Annotated in this window: 14 protein-coding genes; 5 read left to right on the forward strand and 9 right to left on the reverse strand. The window is 67.6% G+C overall.

Going from position 1 to position 12,863, the window contains the following annotated elements; translation table 11 throughout:
- Positions 1-62: 62 nt before the first annotated feature.
- The 4 genes from VHD82_RS28200 to VHD82_RS28215 all read left to right on the forward strand — a co-directional run bounded on the left by VHD82_RS28200 (position 63) and on the right by VHD82_RS28215 (position 2,636).
- Positions 63-539, forward strand: a complete 477-nt coding sequence (locus tag VHD82_RS28200) for a hypothetical protein (RefSeq protein WP_325710563.1) — start codon at positions 63-65, stop codon at positions 537-539.
- Entirely contained in the window at positions 533-1,102 is a 570-nt protein-coding gene (locus VHD82_RS28205; RefSeq protein WP_414637583.1) for a class F sortase, read from the forward strand. Before VHD82_RS28200 ends, VHD82_RS28205 begins: the two co-directional genes overlap by 7 nt.
- A 72-nt stretch (positions 1,103-1,174) precedes the next feature.
- Positions 1,175-1,936 carry a VOC family protein gene (locus VHD82_RS28210; RefSeq protein WP_325710566.1) on the forward strand — a complete coding sequence of 254 codons (762 nt, stop codon included), beginning with the start codon at positions 1,175-1,177 and terminating at the stop codon, positions 1,934-1,936.
- A 61-nt stretch (positions 1,937-1,997) separates the two neighbouring features.
- Complete coding sequence (locus VHD82_RS28215; protein ID WP_325710569.1) at positions 1,998-2,636, forward strand: hypothetical protein; 639 nt, start codon at positions 1,998-2,000, stop codon at positions 2,634-2,636.
- Between the two features lie 118 nt (positions 2,637-2,754).
- Here VHD82_RS28215 and glpK read toward each other — a convergent pair whose 3' ends face one another.
- Both glpK and VHD82_RS28225 read right to left on the reverse strand, forming a co-directional pair.
- On the reverse strand, positions 2,755-4,260 hold the full coding sequence (gene glpK / locus VHD82_RS28220) for a glycerol kinase GlpK (protein ID WP_325710572.1): 1,506 nt from the start codon (positions 4,258-4,260) through the stop codon (positions 2,755-2,757).
- 12 nt (positions 4,261-4,272) lie between these two features.
- Positions 4,273-5,022 (reverse strand): MIP/aquaporin family protein, encoded by a 750-nt coding sequence (locus VHD82_RS28225; protein ID WP_325710574.1) that lies wholly within the window; start codon positions 5,020-5,022, stop codon positions 4,273-4,275.
- Positions 5,023-5,205: 183 nt separating this feature from the next.
- On the opposite strand from VHD82_RS28225, the gene VHD82_RS28230 reads away from it, so the two are divergent.
- Entirely contained in the window at positions 5,206-6,960 is a 1,755-nt protein-coding gene (locus VHD82_RS28230; RefSeq protein ID WP_325710577.1) for a glycerol-3-phosphate dehydrogenase/oxidase, read from the forward strand.
- 158 nt (positions 6,961-7,118) lie between these two features.
- Here the strand turns inward: VHD82_RS28230 and VHD82_RS28235 are convergent, their stop codons facing one another.
- From VHD82_RS28235 to VHD82_RS28265, 7 genes are all read right to left on the reverse strand, one after another.
- The gene (locus VHD82_RS28235) at positions 7,119-7,742 is read right to left on the reverse strand and encodes an AMP-binding protein (protein ID WP_325710579.1); all 624 of its coding nucleotides are present in this window, start codon (positions 7,740-7,742) and stop codon (positions 7,119-7,121) included.
- 138 nt (positions 7,743-7,880) lie between these two features.
- On the reverse strand, positions 7,881-8,174 hold the full coding sequence (locus tag VHD82_RS28240; protein WP_325710581.1) for a hypothetical protein: 294 nt from the start codon (positions 8,172-8,174) through the stop codon (positions 7,881-7,883).
- A 181-nt stretch (positions 8,175-8,355) separates the two neighbouring features.
- Positions 8,356-9,039 carry a hypothetical protein gene (locus VHD82_RS28245; protein ID WP_325710583.1) on the reverse strand — a complete coding sequence of 228 codons (684 nt, stop codon included), beginning with the start codon at positions 9,037-9,039 and terminating at the stop codon, positions 8,356-8,358.
- 381 nt (positions 9,040-9,420) lie between these two features.
- The gene (locus tag VHD82_RS28250) at positions 9,421-9,954 is read right to left on the reverse strand and encodes a GNAT family N-acetyltransferase (RefSeq protein WP_325710586.1); all 534 of its coding nucleotides are present in this window, start codon (positions 9,952-9,954) and stop codon (positions 9,421-9,423) included.
- 4 nt (positions 9,955-9,958) lie between these two features.
- The gene (locus tag VHD82_RS28255; RefSeq protein ID WP_325710589.1) at positions 9,959-10,330 is read right to left on the reverse strand and encodes a DUF1707 domain-containing protein; all 372 of its coding nucleotides are present in this window, start codon (positions 10,328-10,330) and stop codon (positions 9,959-9,961) included.
- A 9-nt stretch (positions 10,331-10,339) separates the two neighbouring features.
- On the reverse strand, positions 10,340-10,855 hold the full coding sequence (locus VHD82_RS28260) for a DUF1707 domain-containing protein (RefSeq protein ID WP_325710592.1): 516 nt from the start codon (positions 10,853-10,855) through the stop codon (positions 10,340-10,342).
- Between the two features lie 31 nt (positions 10,856-10,886).
- Positions 10,887-12,680 (reverse strand): acetyl/propionyl/methylcrotonyl-CoA carboxylase subunit alpha, encoded by a 1,794-nt coding sequence (locus tag VHD82_RS28265; RefSeq protein ID WP_325710595.1) that lies wholly within the window; start codon positions 12,678-12,680, stop codon positions 10,887-10,889.
- Between the last annotated feature and the right edge of the window lie 183 nt (positions 12,681-12,863).

Raw genomic sequence — 12,863 nt, forward strand, 5'->3', positions numbered from 1 at the left:
AACGGACGGCCCGCGAAAAGCGCCTTGTCGACATCAGGGTCCCAAACCGCCGTGAGGCCGATATGAAAACTTCCATCGCTGTCGCCGCTGTCCTGCCGGGACTGTTCGTACTGTCCCCGCTCGCGTCGGCCGAAACGACCACCGAGCCACCTTCGTCCAGTCCGGCAACGACCACGACGACGACCACGACCGAGCCCTCCCCGCAGCCGTTGCCGGTGTGGCTGAAGTTGTCCGCCTACAGCGGGCAGCCGGGCTGGAAGGTTTCCGTTGCCGCCGCCTGTGAAGGGACGGCAAGCCCGCTGACGTCGGCGGCGCTGCGCGTGACGGAACCGTTGGGACGCAACGCTGAGGGGCACCAGCCATGGGCGCTCTTCGGCGAGACTGTGATTCGTGATGTGCCATCGGGCTCCTATCCTGTTTCGTTCGACTGTGCAGGCACGCCGGTGACCGTGCATTTCACCGTGCTGGCAAAGGAAAAGGCGTCACAAACCGCGAAGATTCCGTCCGGTGCGCCGCAGACCGGGGACGGCTCGTGGTGAGGCGCTGGTTACTGCTCTTGCTGACGTTCGTGCTCGTGAGTGGCTGTGCCGCGCAACCGGTTCGGTCACCATCGGCGCCTGCAACCAGTAGTACTCCGGTTCCGATCGGAATGCCCCGAGCTGAACCCGAAAGTGTGGATATCGCGAAGATCGACGCGCATTCCACGCTCGTCCCGCTGGGGCTCAACGCGGACAACACCATCCAGGTGCCGCCGGTCAGCCGGCCGCTGGAGGCCGGCTGGTACCAGTACGGCCCGACGCCGGGCGAAGTCGGCCCGGCCGTGATTCTCGGCCATGTCGACGGGAACAAACAGAAGGGAATTTTCTGGCGTCTCAAGGAACTCGCGGCCGGTGACGAGGTCGTTGTGTCCAGAAAGGACGGTTCCGTCGCGCGGTTCAAGGTGACCAAGGTGGAGCAGATCGACAAGGACGTCTTCCCGACGGATGCCGTCTACGGCGACACCGCGGACCCGGAGTTGCGCCTCATCACGTGCGGCGGGAGTTTCGACCGGAGCGCGCACAGTTACCGCGACAACATCATCGTGTACGCGGTCCTCGAGTAGTCCCGTTTTTGTCGGTGCCCGGTGCCACACTGGTGACCGCAAGCACAGCACCGACGAAGACAGGAGCTCGAAATGACCTTCCGCGACACCCCGTGGCCCGAAGGAACCCCGTGCTGGGTCGACCTGATGGTGGCCGATCCGGAGCGGGCCGACCGGTTCTACGGCGAGCTGTTCGGCTGGGAGACAGCAGACCAGGGTGAGGAGTACGGCCATTACCGGATAGCGCTGCTCGAGGGGAGAAGTGTCGCCGCGTTCGGCCCGAAACCCCCTGGGATGGAACAGGTTCCTTCGGTGTGGACCACGTACCTCGCCGCCGCCGACGTGGACAAGACGACCGCCCGGATCACCGAGGCCGGCGGGCAGGTGCTCATGCCGCCCGGGGATGTCGGCGACTCGGGCCGGATGGCGATGGTGGTGGATCCGGCCGGCGCGGCGTTCGGTCTGTGGCAGGCGAAGGAGAACGTCGGCTTGCAGCACGTGAACGTACCCGGCACACTGGTCTGGAACGAGTGCATGAACCGGGACTTCGATCGAGCGAAAGCCTTCTACAGTCAGGTTTTCGGCTACCACCTCGGCGATATCTCGAACGCGGACTTCTCTTACGCCACACTGGATCTTGATGGCAGGCCCATCGGCGGGCTCGGTGGGATCTCGGAAGGCGACTCGCACTGGTCGACGTATTTCGGCGTGGCCGACACGGACGCTTCGGTCGCGAAGATCGTCGAGCTGGGCGGGTCGGTCTCCCGTGAGCCGATGGACAGCCCGTACGGCCGGATGGCGCAGGTCGCCGATGACCAAGGCGTCGCATTCAATGTCATTTCGGTGACCGGCTGAGACAACCACCGCGCCCTTTCAGGTGTGTTTTCCATGTCAGGGAACACATCTTGGGAGGTGCGTGGTGAACAAGAAGGGGATTTTCGCGGGGGCCGCACTGCTGGCCTTGACGGGTGGCGTGCTTTCCGCGCCGATCGCGAGTGCGACGGCGCCGCCGCCGGAGCTGCACGTCAGCCCGACAACAGTGCTGCCGGGGCAGACGCTGGAGTTCAAGGCGTTGTGCTACGGCCATTATGGTTCGGTCACCTCGCCCGGGCTCACGGGCGCGGTGACACTGAACCTGGTTTCGAATCCGTATTACGAGGGCAAGGGAAAGGCAGGTGACACACCAGGGACGTACACGGCTAGTTTCCCGTGTTGGGGCAGTGGCGGCCCGTTCGGTGACGGTACGGCGACCGCGGAATTCACGATTGTCTGCACGCCGCCGGTCACCAAACCGACGTCGCCGACCACCACCACGAAGCCGAGCGAGCCGACGGAGACAACGGAGCCGCCGGCGAGTTCGCAAGAGCCGACCACGGAAACAACGGAACCGACCGAATCCACGGCCGCTGTGGCGCCCGCGGCGATGGTTCGGTGCGGTTCGACAGGAACCGGATCGGGAACTGGGAAGACGGGTTCGGGTTCGTCCGGGCCGCAGGTGAAGGTGTTGCCGAAGGGTGCGCCGGAGACTGGTGACGGGTCTGAGGCGGTTTACTGACGCAGTGGGAAACTGAGAGCTGACGCTCGGTTTTCTGTTGCGGGGTAAGGAGTTCCACGCACCGGGAGCGGGCGGCAGTGCCGCCGCCGAGCCACTGCGGCGGCTCGGCGGCGTGCTGTCACTCGACCCAGTCGAAGGTCTTCGTCACGGCCTTCTTCCAGTTGCGGTACTGCTTTTCGCGAGCTCCTTCGTCCATGTCCGGGGTCCATTCCTTGTCCTGGGCCCAGTTGTTGCGGATGTCGTCCTCGCTTTCCCAGAACCCGACGGCGAGCCCGGCGGCGTACGCGGCGCCGAGCGCGGTCGTCTCGTTGACCACCGGCCGGATCACCGGCACGCCGAGGATGTCGGCCTGGAACTGCATGAGCAACTCGTTGACCACCATTCCGCCGTCGACCTTCAACGACTTCAGCGGCACGCCGGAGTCGGCGTTCATCGCCTCGATCACCTCCCGCGACTGGAAAGCGGTGGCTTCGAGGACGGCGCGCGCCAGATGTCCTTTGTTGACGAACCGGGTGAGCCCGACGATCGCGCCGCGTGCGTCGGACCGCCAGTAAGGAGCGAACAAGCCGGAAAACGCCGGAACGAAATACGCGCCACCGTTGTCTTCGACGGTCTTCGCGTGCTGCTCGATCTCGGCGGCGGTGCCGATCACGCCGAGGTTGTCCCGCCACCACTGCACCAGCGAACCGGTGACCGCGATGGAACCCTCCAGCGCGTACACCGTGTCGTTCGAGCCGATCTTGTAGCAGACCGTGGTCAGCAACCCGTTCTGCGACATGACCTTCTCGGTGCCCGTGTTGAGCAGCACGAAGTTACCGGTGCCATAGGTGTTCTTGGCTTCACCGGGGGAAAGACAGGCCTGCCCGAACGTGGCCGCCTGCTGGTCGCCGAGGATCCCGGTGATCGGCACACCGGCGAGCACGCCGCGTTCGCGAACCTTCCCGTACTCCTCGGAGGACGACCGGATCTCCGGCAGCATCGACAGCGGGATACCCATGTCCGCGGCGTTGCCCTCGTCCCAGGACAGGGTGTCGAGGTTCATCAACAGGGTGCGGGACGCGTTGGTCGGGTCGGTGACGTGCACGCCGCCGTTCGGGCCGCCCGTCATGTTCCACAACACCCAGGTGTCCATGTTTCCGAACAGCAGGTCGCCGGCTTCGGCGCGCGTACGCGCACCGTCCACATTGTCCAGGATCCATTTCACCTTGGGCCCGGAGAAGTAGGTGGCCAGCGGCAGCCCGGTCTTGTCGCGGTATCGCTCCTGACCGCCGCCGAGCGCACCGAGCTCGTCGACGATCTTGTCGGTCCTCGTGTCCTGCCAGACGATCGCGTTGTACACCGGCTTGCCGGTGTTGCGGTCCCACACCAGGGTGGTTTCGCGCTGGTTGGTGATGCCGACCGCGACGATGTCCTTGGCCTGCAGATCGGCCTTGGCTAGCGCGCCCGCGGTGACCGTGCGGGTGTTGCTCCAGATCTCCTCCGCGTTGTGCTCGACCCAGCCCGCCTGCGGGAAGATCTGTTCGTGCTCCTTCTGGTCCACGGCGACGACCCGGCCGGAGTGGTCGAAGATCATCGCCCGGGTGGACGTGGTGCCCTGGTCGATCGCGGCGACGTAAGAAGTCATGTTTTCTCCCAGTCAGGTGAGGTGGTGGACACCGAGGTAGAGCAGAGCGGCCAGCGCGCCGCCGATCAGTGGGCCGATCACCGGGACCCACGCGTAGTTCCAGTCGCCGTCCCGCTTGCCCTTGATCGGGAGCGCGAACGCGTAGGCGATGCGCGGCCCCAGGTCACGGGCGGGGTTGATGGCGTACCCCGTCGGGCCGCCGAGCGAGATGCCGATGACCAGCACGACGAAGGAGACGCCGGCGTAGCCCAGTGCCGAGTTGCCGAAGTTCGGGGTGCCGTCCGTGCCCGTCTTGAGCGTCGGGCTGAGCAGGATCCAGCCGACGAGCACGAAGGTGCCGATGATCTCGGTGACGAGGTTCCAGGCCTTGTTCCGGATCTGCGGTGCGGTGGAGAAGATGCCCAGGGTGTCCCGCGGTTCCGGGTGGTCGTCGAACTGCAGTTTGTAGGCTGCCCAGCACAGCACCGCACCGAGGAACGCGCCGACCATTTGGCCGGCCCAATAGACCGGTACGTCCTTCCACGGGGTCTCACCCGAGATCGCGAGCCCGAGCGTGACCGCCGGGTTGAGATGCGCACCGCTCGGCGCGGCCAGGCTGGCGCCGGTGAACACGCCGAACGCCCATCCGAAAGTGATGAACAGGGTGCCTGCCTGGTGCCCGTTGTTCTTCCGCAGCACGACGTTCGCCACGACGCCGTTGCCGAGGAGGATCAGCACCGCGGTACCGATCAGCTCCCAGACGAAAATCGCGATCAGACTCATCCGGCTCCCTCCGAAGATCGCACTTCGTGAAGAACCGGCGAGGCGAGCTCCGGCACCATCGCCGATTCACGATCAACTTCAACCTAGTTCGCCGCGACGGGCAATCCAAGGGACTTCCGACCACATCCGATCGGGTGTCGGGGAACACCCGTGGGTACCCGACCGAAACGGGCGGTCCGTGCCATGCTGGTTGGCATAGCAGCAGGCTCGAGAAGGGAAGCCGGAGTGACTGAGGCGGAACTGGGGCCGGCCGCGCGTGAGCATTCTTGGCGGCGGCTCGGCGAAGAGACCTTCGACCTGGTGGTGGTCGGTGGTGGTGTGGTCGGAGCCGGGACCGCGCTGGACGCCGCGACCCGGGGCCTCCGGGTGGCGCTGGTGGAGGCGCGAGACCTGGCGTCCGGCACGTCGAGCCGGTCGAGCAAGCTGTTCCACGGCGGGCTGCGCTACCTCGAACAGCTGGAGTTCGGCCTGGTGCGGGAGGCGTTGCGGGAGCGGGAGCTGATGCTCACCCGGCTCGCGCCGCACCTGGTCAAGCCCGTGAGTTTCCTTTACCCGCTGACGCACCGGGTATGGGAACGCCCGTACACGGCGGCGGGCCTGTTCCTCTACGACACCATGGGCGGCGCCCGTTCGGTGCCCGGCCAGAAGCACCTGACGCGAGCCGGCGCGCTGCGGATGGTGCCGGCGTTGAAACGTGATTCGCTGATCGGCGGAATCCGTTACTACGACGCACAGTCCGACGACGCCCGGCACACGATGACCGTGGCCCGCACGGCCGCGCATTACGGCGCGGTGGTCCGGACCTCTACCCAGGTGGTGGAGTTCCTGCGCGAGGCGGACCGGGTGTCCGGCGTCCGGGTGCGCGACGTCGAGGACGGGCGTGAGACCCAGATCCACGCCAACGCGGTGATCAACTGCACCGGCGTGTGGACCGACGAACTGCAGCGGTTGTCCGGCAGCCGCGGCCGATTCCGGGTGCAGGCCAGCAAGGGCGTGCACATCGTGGTGCCGCGGGACCGGATAGTGTCGGAGTCCGGCCTCATTCTCCGGACCGAGAAGTCCGTGCTTTTCGTCATTCCCTGGCGGAATCACTGGATCGTGGGGACGACGGACACCGAGTGGAATCTCGACCTGGCGCATCCGGCGGCGACCGAACACGACATCGACTACATCCTCGAGCACGTGAACTCGGTGCTCGCGACACCGCTCAAGCACGAGGACATCGAGGGTGTCTACGCCGGCCTGCGCCCGCTGCTGGCCGGTGAGAGCGAGGAGACCTCGAAGCTGTCCCGCGAGCACGCGGTGGCGCGCGTGGCGCCCGGCCTGGTCGCCATCGCGGGCGGCAAGTACACGACGTACCGGGTGATGGCGGCCGACGCCGTGGACGCCGCGGCCGTGGACCTGCCGGTGCGGGCGCAGCCGTCGATCACCGACAAGGTGCCGCTCCTCGGCGCGGACGGGTACCACGCGCTGGTCAACCAGGCCGATCACCTGGCCGCCCAGCACGGGCTGCACCCGTACCGGGTCCGGCATCTGCTGGACCGCTACGGCTCGCTGGTGCACGAGGTGCTCGCGCTCGCGGAGGGCAAGCCGGAGCTGCTGCGGCCGATCGAACACGCGCCGGACTACCTGGCGGTGGAAGCGGTGTACGCGGTCAGCCACGAAGGTGCGCTCCACCTGGAGGATGTGCTCGCACGGCGGACCCGGATCTCGATCGAGTACCCGCATCGCGGCGTGGACTGCGCCCTGCAGGTCGCGATGCTGATGGCCCAGGTGCTCGGCTGGTCGGACGAAACCGTGACGCACGAGGTCGAGGTCTACAACGCGCGGGTGGCCGCGGAGCGTGACTCGCAGACCCAGCCGAGCGACGAAGCCGCCGACGCCCGGCGCGCCAGTGCTCCCGAGGCGCGGGCGCGGCTCACGGAGCCGGTGGGCTAGCTCGCTCTCGAGGCGTGGGCGTGGCTGATGGAGCCGGTGGGCTAACTCCGCACGGTTTACCGCACACGGGTGGCGCCCATGTGGGGCAGCCCGCGTGGCTGGTCTGGACAAGCGAGAGGCCCGGCTGCTCGATCGAGCAGCCGCGCCTCTTTGTGCGTTCAGGCGGCCGGTGGCGTTGCCGTGCCGGTCTGCAGAGCTTCCGGGGCGCGCTCGTGCAGGACCACCGTGTCGCCGGCCAGCAGGGCCTTCACGGTGATCTGGTTGCCGATGGGGTGCGACATCGGGGCGATCAGCAGCACCTGCTGCGGCCCGTCCGGATGCGGCTCGACCATGCGCGCCATCTCTTCGTAGATCTCGCTGTAGGAGATCAGTTTCCCGGCCTCGGTCGGGAAGATCGTCTCCACCGCGCGCGGCATCACGATGTCGTTCTCCCGCGCCTTGGTGCCGGTGCCGGCCAGCAGCAGCGGCCCGTCGGGATCGGACGACAGCACGTGATCGGGACGCAGTTCGCCGGCGGGCTGGCCTTCCACGTGCGCCACCCTGGCTCCGCGCAACTGCGCCGCAATCTGCAGCAGAATTGTTTCCGGCATGTTTCCGCCGGTGATCGCGACCGTTTGCCCGGGGGAAATGCCCTCGGTTTTCAGCGTCCGATGCAGTCGCCGCAATGTGTCAAAGGTCTCCCGGTAGCTCATCGACCGGCTTTGGTGGGCGAACGCGATTTTGTCGCCGCCATCACAGAGCACGTCGAGGATGCGGGTCAAGAAGAGGCTGGAGTCGCCCACGTTTCCCCCGTTCGGCGCTGAATCAGGTATCGAATCCAGATCATCACAAGATCCGAGAATGCGAAAGTAATTGTGTCTCCCGGCACAGAGTGATCAGAATGGCCCCGGTATGCCGATCCGTGCATGTGCGCTCGCCACTCAAGCCAGGCCCTGGCCGCAGATCCGCGCCACGAGTTCGAATTCGGCGGCGGCCCGTGCCGTGGCGAGCGTCGCACCGGCGGAATCCCAGCGCTCCCGGCCCTGCCGGAGCAACGCCGCGGCTTCGGGATCGTTGGTGGCGACCGGGTTTTCGACGTAATGGCCCAGCTGGTGGTAACGGGCCCTGGCGACGATCTCCTCATCGTCGCCGGCCCGGCCGCGGCCGGCGAACACCGGTATTCCCGCGCCGAGTGCCAGCACGACGGCGGCCACCGCGACCAGCACCCAGATCACTGCAGCACCTCCTCCAACCGGCCCAACTCGTCCGTCACCTCGTCGTATTCCCCCACGGCCCAGGTGGTCGAGGGTGAGCACGTACCGCTTCGCCGCGTCCGCCTGTTTTTCCGCGTCCGCCGAGTTCTTCGGCGGCGCCGGGTGGACGGCACCCGCTACACGGTTCATCCGGGCGTCCAGTTCAGCGCAGCGCCGGCGGCGCGCCACGGCGCACTCCCGACGTCGGCGCAAGGCGAGCGCCCACAAGTTGTTTACCGGCGAGTGTGTCCGGGATCGCGCTTCTGGTGGGAATTTCGCCGTACGACTTGGCCGCCTGGGCGTCGAAGCCCTCGATTGTGCTGTCCTTCGGCTTCGGGAAGTCGTCCCCGACGAAGTTGTTTCCCTTGTAGTCACCTTTGTCGTCCTGTCCGTACACCCAGACGTAATCTCCGGGCAGTGCCTCGGAAACCTTGTGACACAGGGACATCCGCGGGTTGTCATCGCCCGAAGCGGACAAGGGCGTGCGATCCAGCAGGAGACCATCCACAATGGATCTGACCTGGGCGCTGGGTTGCGTCCACGGGCCGAACACCGCGCGAACGCGACCAGACCGGCCACGATCCCGAGAAGTAGCCAGCGGGGATACAGCGCGCAGCCCTGTGGCGATTTCACGAACATCCCGCATTGCGTCGGCAGTTCTTGCCCGTCCGGGCAGTTCGGCGGCCGTGCTCCGGCGCTCGGCCGCCGCTGCCAGACTGTCCGGCGGGCCGTCCTCGACACTGAGAATCGCTGCGGCGAGATCCGCGATCGCGGCTGTCGTGAGCGCCGTTTCCCGCCGCAGGGCAAGCTTTCCGCATGAGCGACGGGGGCGCGCCGGCGAAACCACGACGAAAACGGTCTCGCCGGGGAACTCCTTGGCCAGTGCTGGGCCGAGCGCAGGAAAGGCCGCGACCCGGAGCTTGAGCCCGGTTTTCTGCGCCGGTCCTCGGTGGGAATAGTGAGCGGGTCGGCGCGGCCGGCGCTGTTGTGGACGGGGTTCGCACGCAATTGCGCGGCGAGTGCCGAGACCTGTTCCGGAGTGGGCGCGACGATCGGATCCGCGGGGCGCGAATCGCGCGAATCGGCGGCACGTCGTAATGCGCGGACTGTTTTCGAATGCCAGATCTGTTGGACGCTGGGAACCCGGCCAGCCACGAAGTTCGGGTGGGAATGGCCAGGAGTCCCAGTCACCGGAGGCAGAGGGCGAGCAACACGCCGGTGAGACGGATCAGAGGGCTTGCCGGATCCATTCGACCAGGCGCCCGCCGGGCAGATTCGGATCGTCGCCGACACCCACGCGGGCGAAGCCGCAGCGTTTCGCGACGGCTGCTGACGCGTGGTTGTCCGGATGGTGCCGGTACGCGACTTCCTTCAGTTCCAGCGCACCGAAAGCGAACCGCACAGCGGCGTTCACCGCGATCACCGAGATCCCCCGGCCACGTGCGTCCGGGTGAATCCACAACGCCGTTTCCGCGGTGCGTGCTCCCAGGTCCAGGCTCTTCAAGCCGACCTCGCCCAGCAATGCCCCGGTGGTCGGCTCCGCGATGGCCCACGAGCACCGCTCATCGCCGAACCATTCGGCGGCGCGCTGGTTGACGTAGGACTCGGCTTCGACGAGGTCGCGCACGTTGTAGTTGACGATGTAGCGGGAATGCTCCGGGTCGGCGAACGCCGTCACCAGTGCCGGGCGGTCGTCGAGCGACGCGTCCGCGCGCAGCTGCCGGAGGTAGTACTCACCCGCGTTGATCTCCACAGGTTCCATCGGGCTACCGGGACCTCGCTCCGATCAGCAGGGCGACGACGGCCGGCAGCAGGAAGACCAGCCATACCTTGGCCACCGTGAAGAACAACAGCACGGCGATGATCGCCGCGATGGTCACCGCGGTGCCGCCGAACCGTTGCGCCGGCTCGGGTTTACCCGGCGCCTGCCGGGCACGGACGACCTTCAGCACCGCGGGATGTGGCTCGGGCAGGTCGTCGAACAGCGGCACCAGCTCGTTGCGGGTCCGCGCGGCGCTGGCGCGGGCGGACCGGGTACCGAACTCCTCGATGTCGAGCCTGCCGGTGCGGACGTGCTCGGACAGCGCCTCGATGGCTTCGTTGCGCTCAGCGTCGCTGAGCCGCAGATCCGCGCCCACGCGCTGATACTAGTAGCGTCGGCGGTCGCGGAAATCGCGACGCCGGTCGCGGAGTTCGCGGCGGTGCGCGTCGCGCCGCTGCTCGTGCTCCCAGTCGGCGCCCCACAGCCCGCGCCCGATCGCGGTGAGTGCGAACGGCAGCGCGATGAACCACCACATCCCGGTGGTTATGCACAGGGCGAGCCCGGCTATCCACACGATGGGGATCGCCGCGGCGGTGAGCCGCTGGTTCAACGGCCGCTCCGCCCAGGTGGTGGGGGTGGCCGGTTTGGCTGATTCGACCGTCTGCCGAGGCGCCGCGCCGGCAGCCGGTTGCCCGCCGAAATCCGGATGCGGCGCGGGCAGATCGGTGAAGATCCCGGCGAGGTCACCGCGGGTTTTGGCCGCGGTGACCTGCGCCGAACGTTCCCCGTACTCGTCGATGTCCAGCCGCCCCGCGCTCATGTGCTCGCCGAGCGCCGTGAGCGCGGACTCCCGGTCGGAATCGCTGATCCGGATCTCCGGGGAAGAGGGTCCTGGGTTCACGTCCGTGATTTTAGGCCCAGAAGGGGACCCGTCAGTCCTTGATCTCGAGCAGAACCGAGCCCTGCGTGACGGCGGAACCGACCTCGACGGACAAACCGCTCACAGTGCCCGCCTTGTGCGCCGTCACCGGGTTTTCCATCTTCATCGCTTCCAGCACCACGATCAGCTCGCCCGCCTCGACCTGCTGGCCGTCCTCGACCGCGACCTTGACGATCGTGCCCTGCATCGGCGCGGTCACCGCGTCCCCGCTGACCGCGGCCTTGGTGCCGCCGGCACGCTTGCGCGGCTTGGCCTTCGCGGCCGCCGCACCGCCACCACCGCCGAGCGCGAGGTCACCGGGCAGGGAGACTTCCAGCCGGCGCCCGCCGACCTCGACCACGACTGTCTGGCGCTCTTCGGCCTCTTCGTCGGCTTCGCCGGGCGCGACGAACGGCTCGATCTGGTTGTCGAACTCGGTCTCGATCCAGCGGGTGTGCACCTTGAACGACTCGCCGTCGCCGATGAACGCCTCGTCCCGCACGATCGCGCGGTGGAACGGCACCACGGTGGCGAGGCCCTCGATGACGAGCTCGTCCAGCGCACGGCGGCTGCGCTCCAGCGCGTTCAGCCGGTCGGAACCGGTGACGATCAGCTTCGCCAGCATCGAGTCGAACTGGCCGCCGACGACGCTGCCGGTGTGCACACCGGAGTCGACCCGGACACCCGGGCCCTCGGGGTACACCAGCTTGGTCACGGTGCCCGGCGCGGGCAGGAAGTTACGGCCGGCGTCCTCGCCGTTCAGCCGGAACTCGATGGAATGCCCGCGCGGCTCCGGGTCCTCGGTGAAGCGCAGCTTCTCGCCGCGGGCGATGCTGAACATCTCGCGGACCAGGTCGATGCCCGCGGTCTCCTCGGACACCGGGTGCTCGACCTGCAGCCGGGTGTTGACCTCCAGGAAGGAAATGGTCCCGTCGACGCCGACCAGGTACTCGACGGTGCCGGCGCCGGAGTAGCCGGCTTCCTTGCAGATGGCCTTCGCCGAGCTGTGGATGGTGGCGCGCTGCTCGTCCGACAGGAACGGGGCGGGGGCTTCTTCCACCAGCTTCTGGTGACGACGCTGCAGCGAGCAGTCGCGGGTGCCGACGACGATCGCGTTGCCGTGCTTGTCGGCCAGCACCTGCGCCTCGACGTGACGCGGCTTGTCCAGGTAGCGCTCCACGAAGCACTCGCCGCGGCCGAAGGCGGAAATCGCCTCACGGGTGGCGGATTCGAACAGCTCCGGGATTTCCTCGATCGTGCGGGCGACCTTGAGGCCGCGGCCGCCACCACCGAAGGCGGCCTTGATGGCCACCGGCAGGCCGTTCTCGTTGGCGAAGGCGATGATTTCGTCGGCGTTCGCCACCGGGTCCTTGGTGCCGGGTACCAGCGGGGCACCGGCCTTGGTGGCGATGTGCCGCGCGGTGACCTTGTCGCCGAGATCGCGGATCGCCTGCGGGCTCGGCCCGATCCAGGTCAGCCCGGCGTCGATGACGGCCTGGGCGAAATCGGCGTTCTCGGAAAGAAAGCCGTAACCGGGATGCACGGCGTCGGCGCCGGACTGCTTCGCGACGTCGATCAGCTTGTCGATGACGAGGTAGCTCTCCGCCGCCGTGCTGCCGCCGAGGCCGAACGCCTCGTCCGCCAGCCGCACATGCGGCGCGTCGCGGTCGGGGTCGGCGTACACCGCGACGCTGGCCAGGCCCTCGTCTTTGGCCGCTCTGATCACGCGCACCGCGATCTCGCCCCGGTTGGCGACGAGGATCTTGGTGACCGGTCCGCCTTGGCTCCCGCTGGCCTGCTCGGGCACGCCCTACCTCCATGTGGATGTTCCGCCTGCGCCCGGGGCCGTCCCTCCTGCGGCGCGCCCGCGGGCCTTCGGTGAGTTTACGGCGCGGGTGTCCCCGTGCGGAGAGACGCGGCTCACGCTTACCCTGGCTTCCACACCGGGCCGGGGGAGAGGGGAAAGCGCGTGGGCGCGAGGCGGGCTCCT

Origin of the sequence: Amycolatopsis sp. (genome assembly GCF_035546795.1) — a bacterium.
Lineage (GTDB): Bacteria > Actinomycetota > Actinomycetes > Mycobacteriales > Pseudonocardiaceae > Amycolatopsis_E.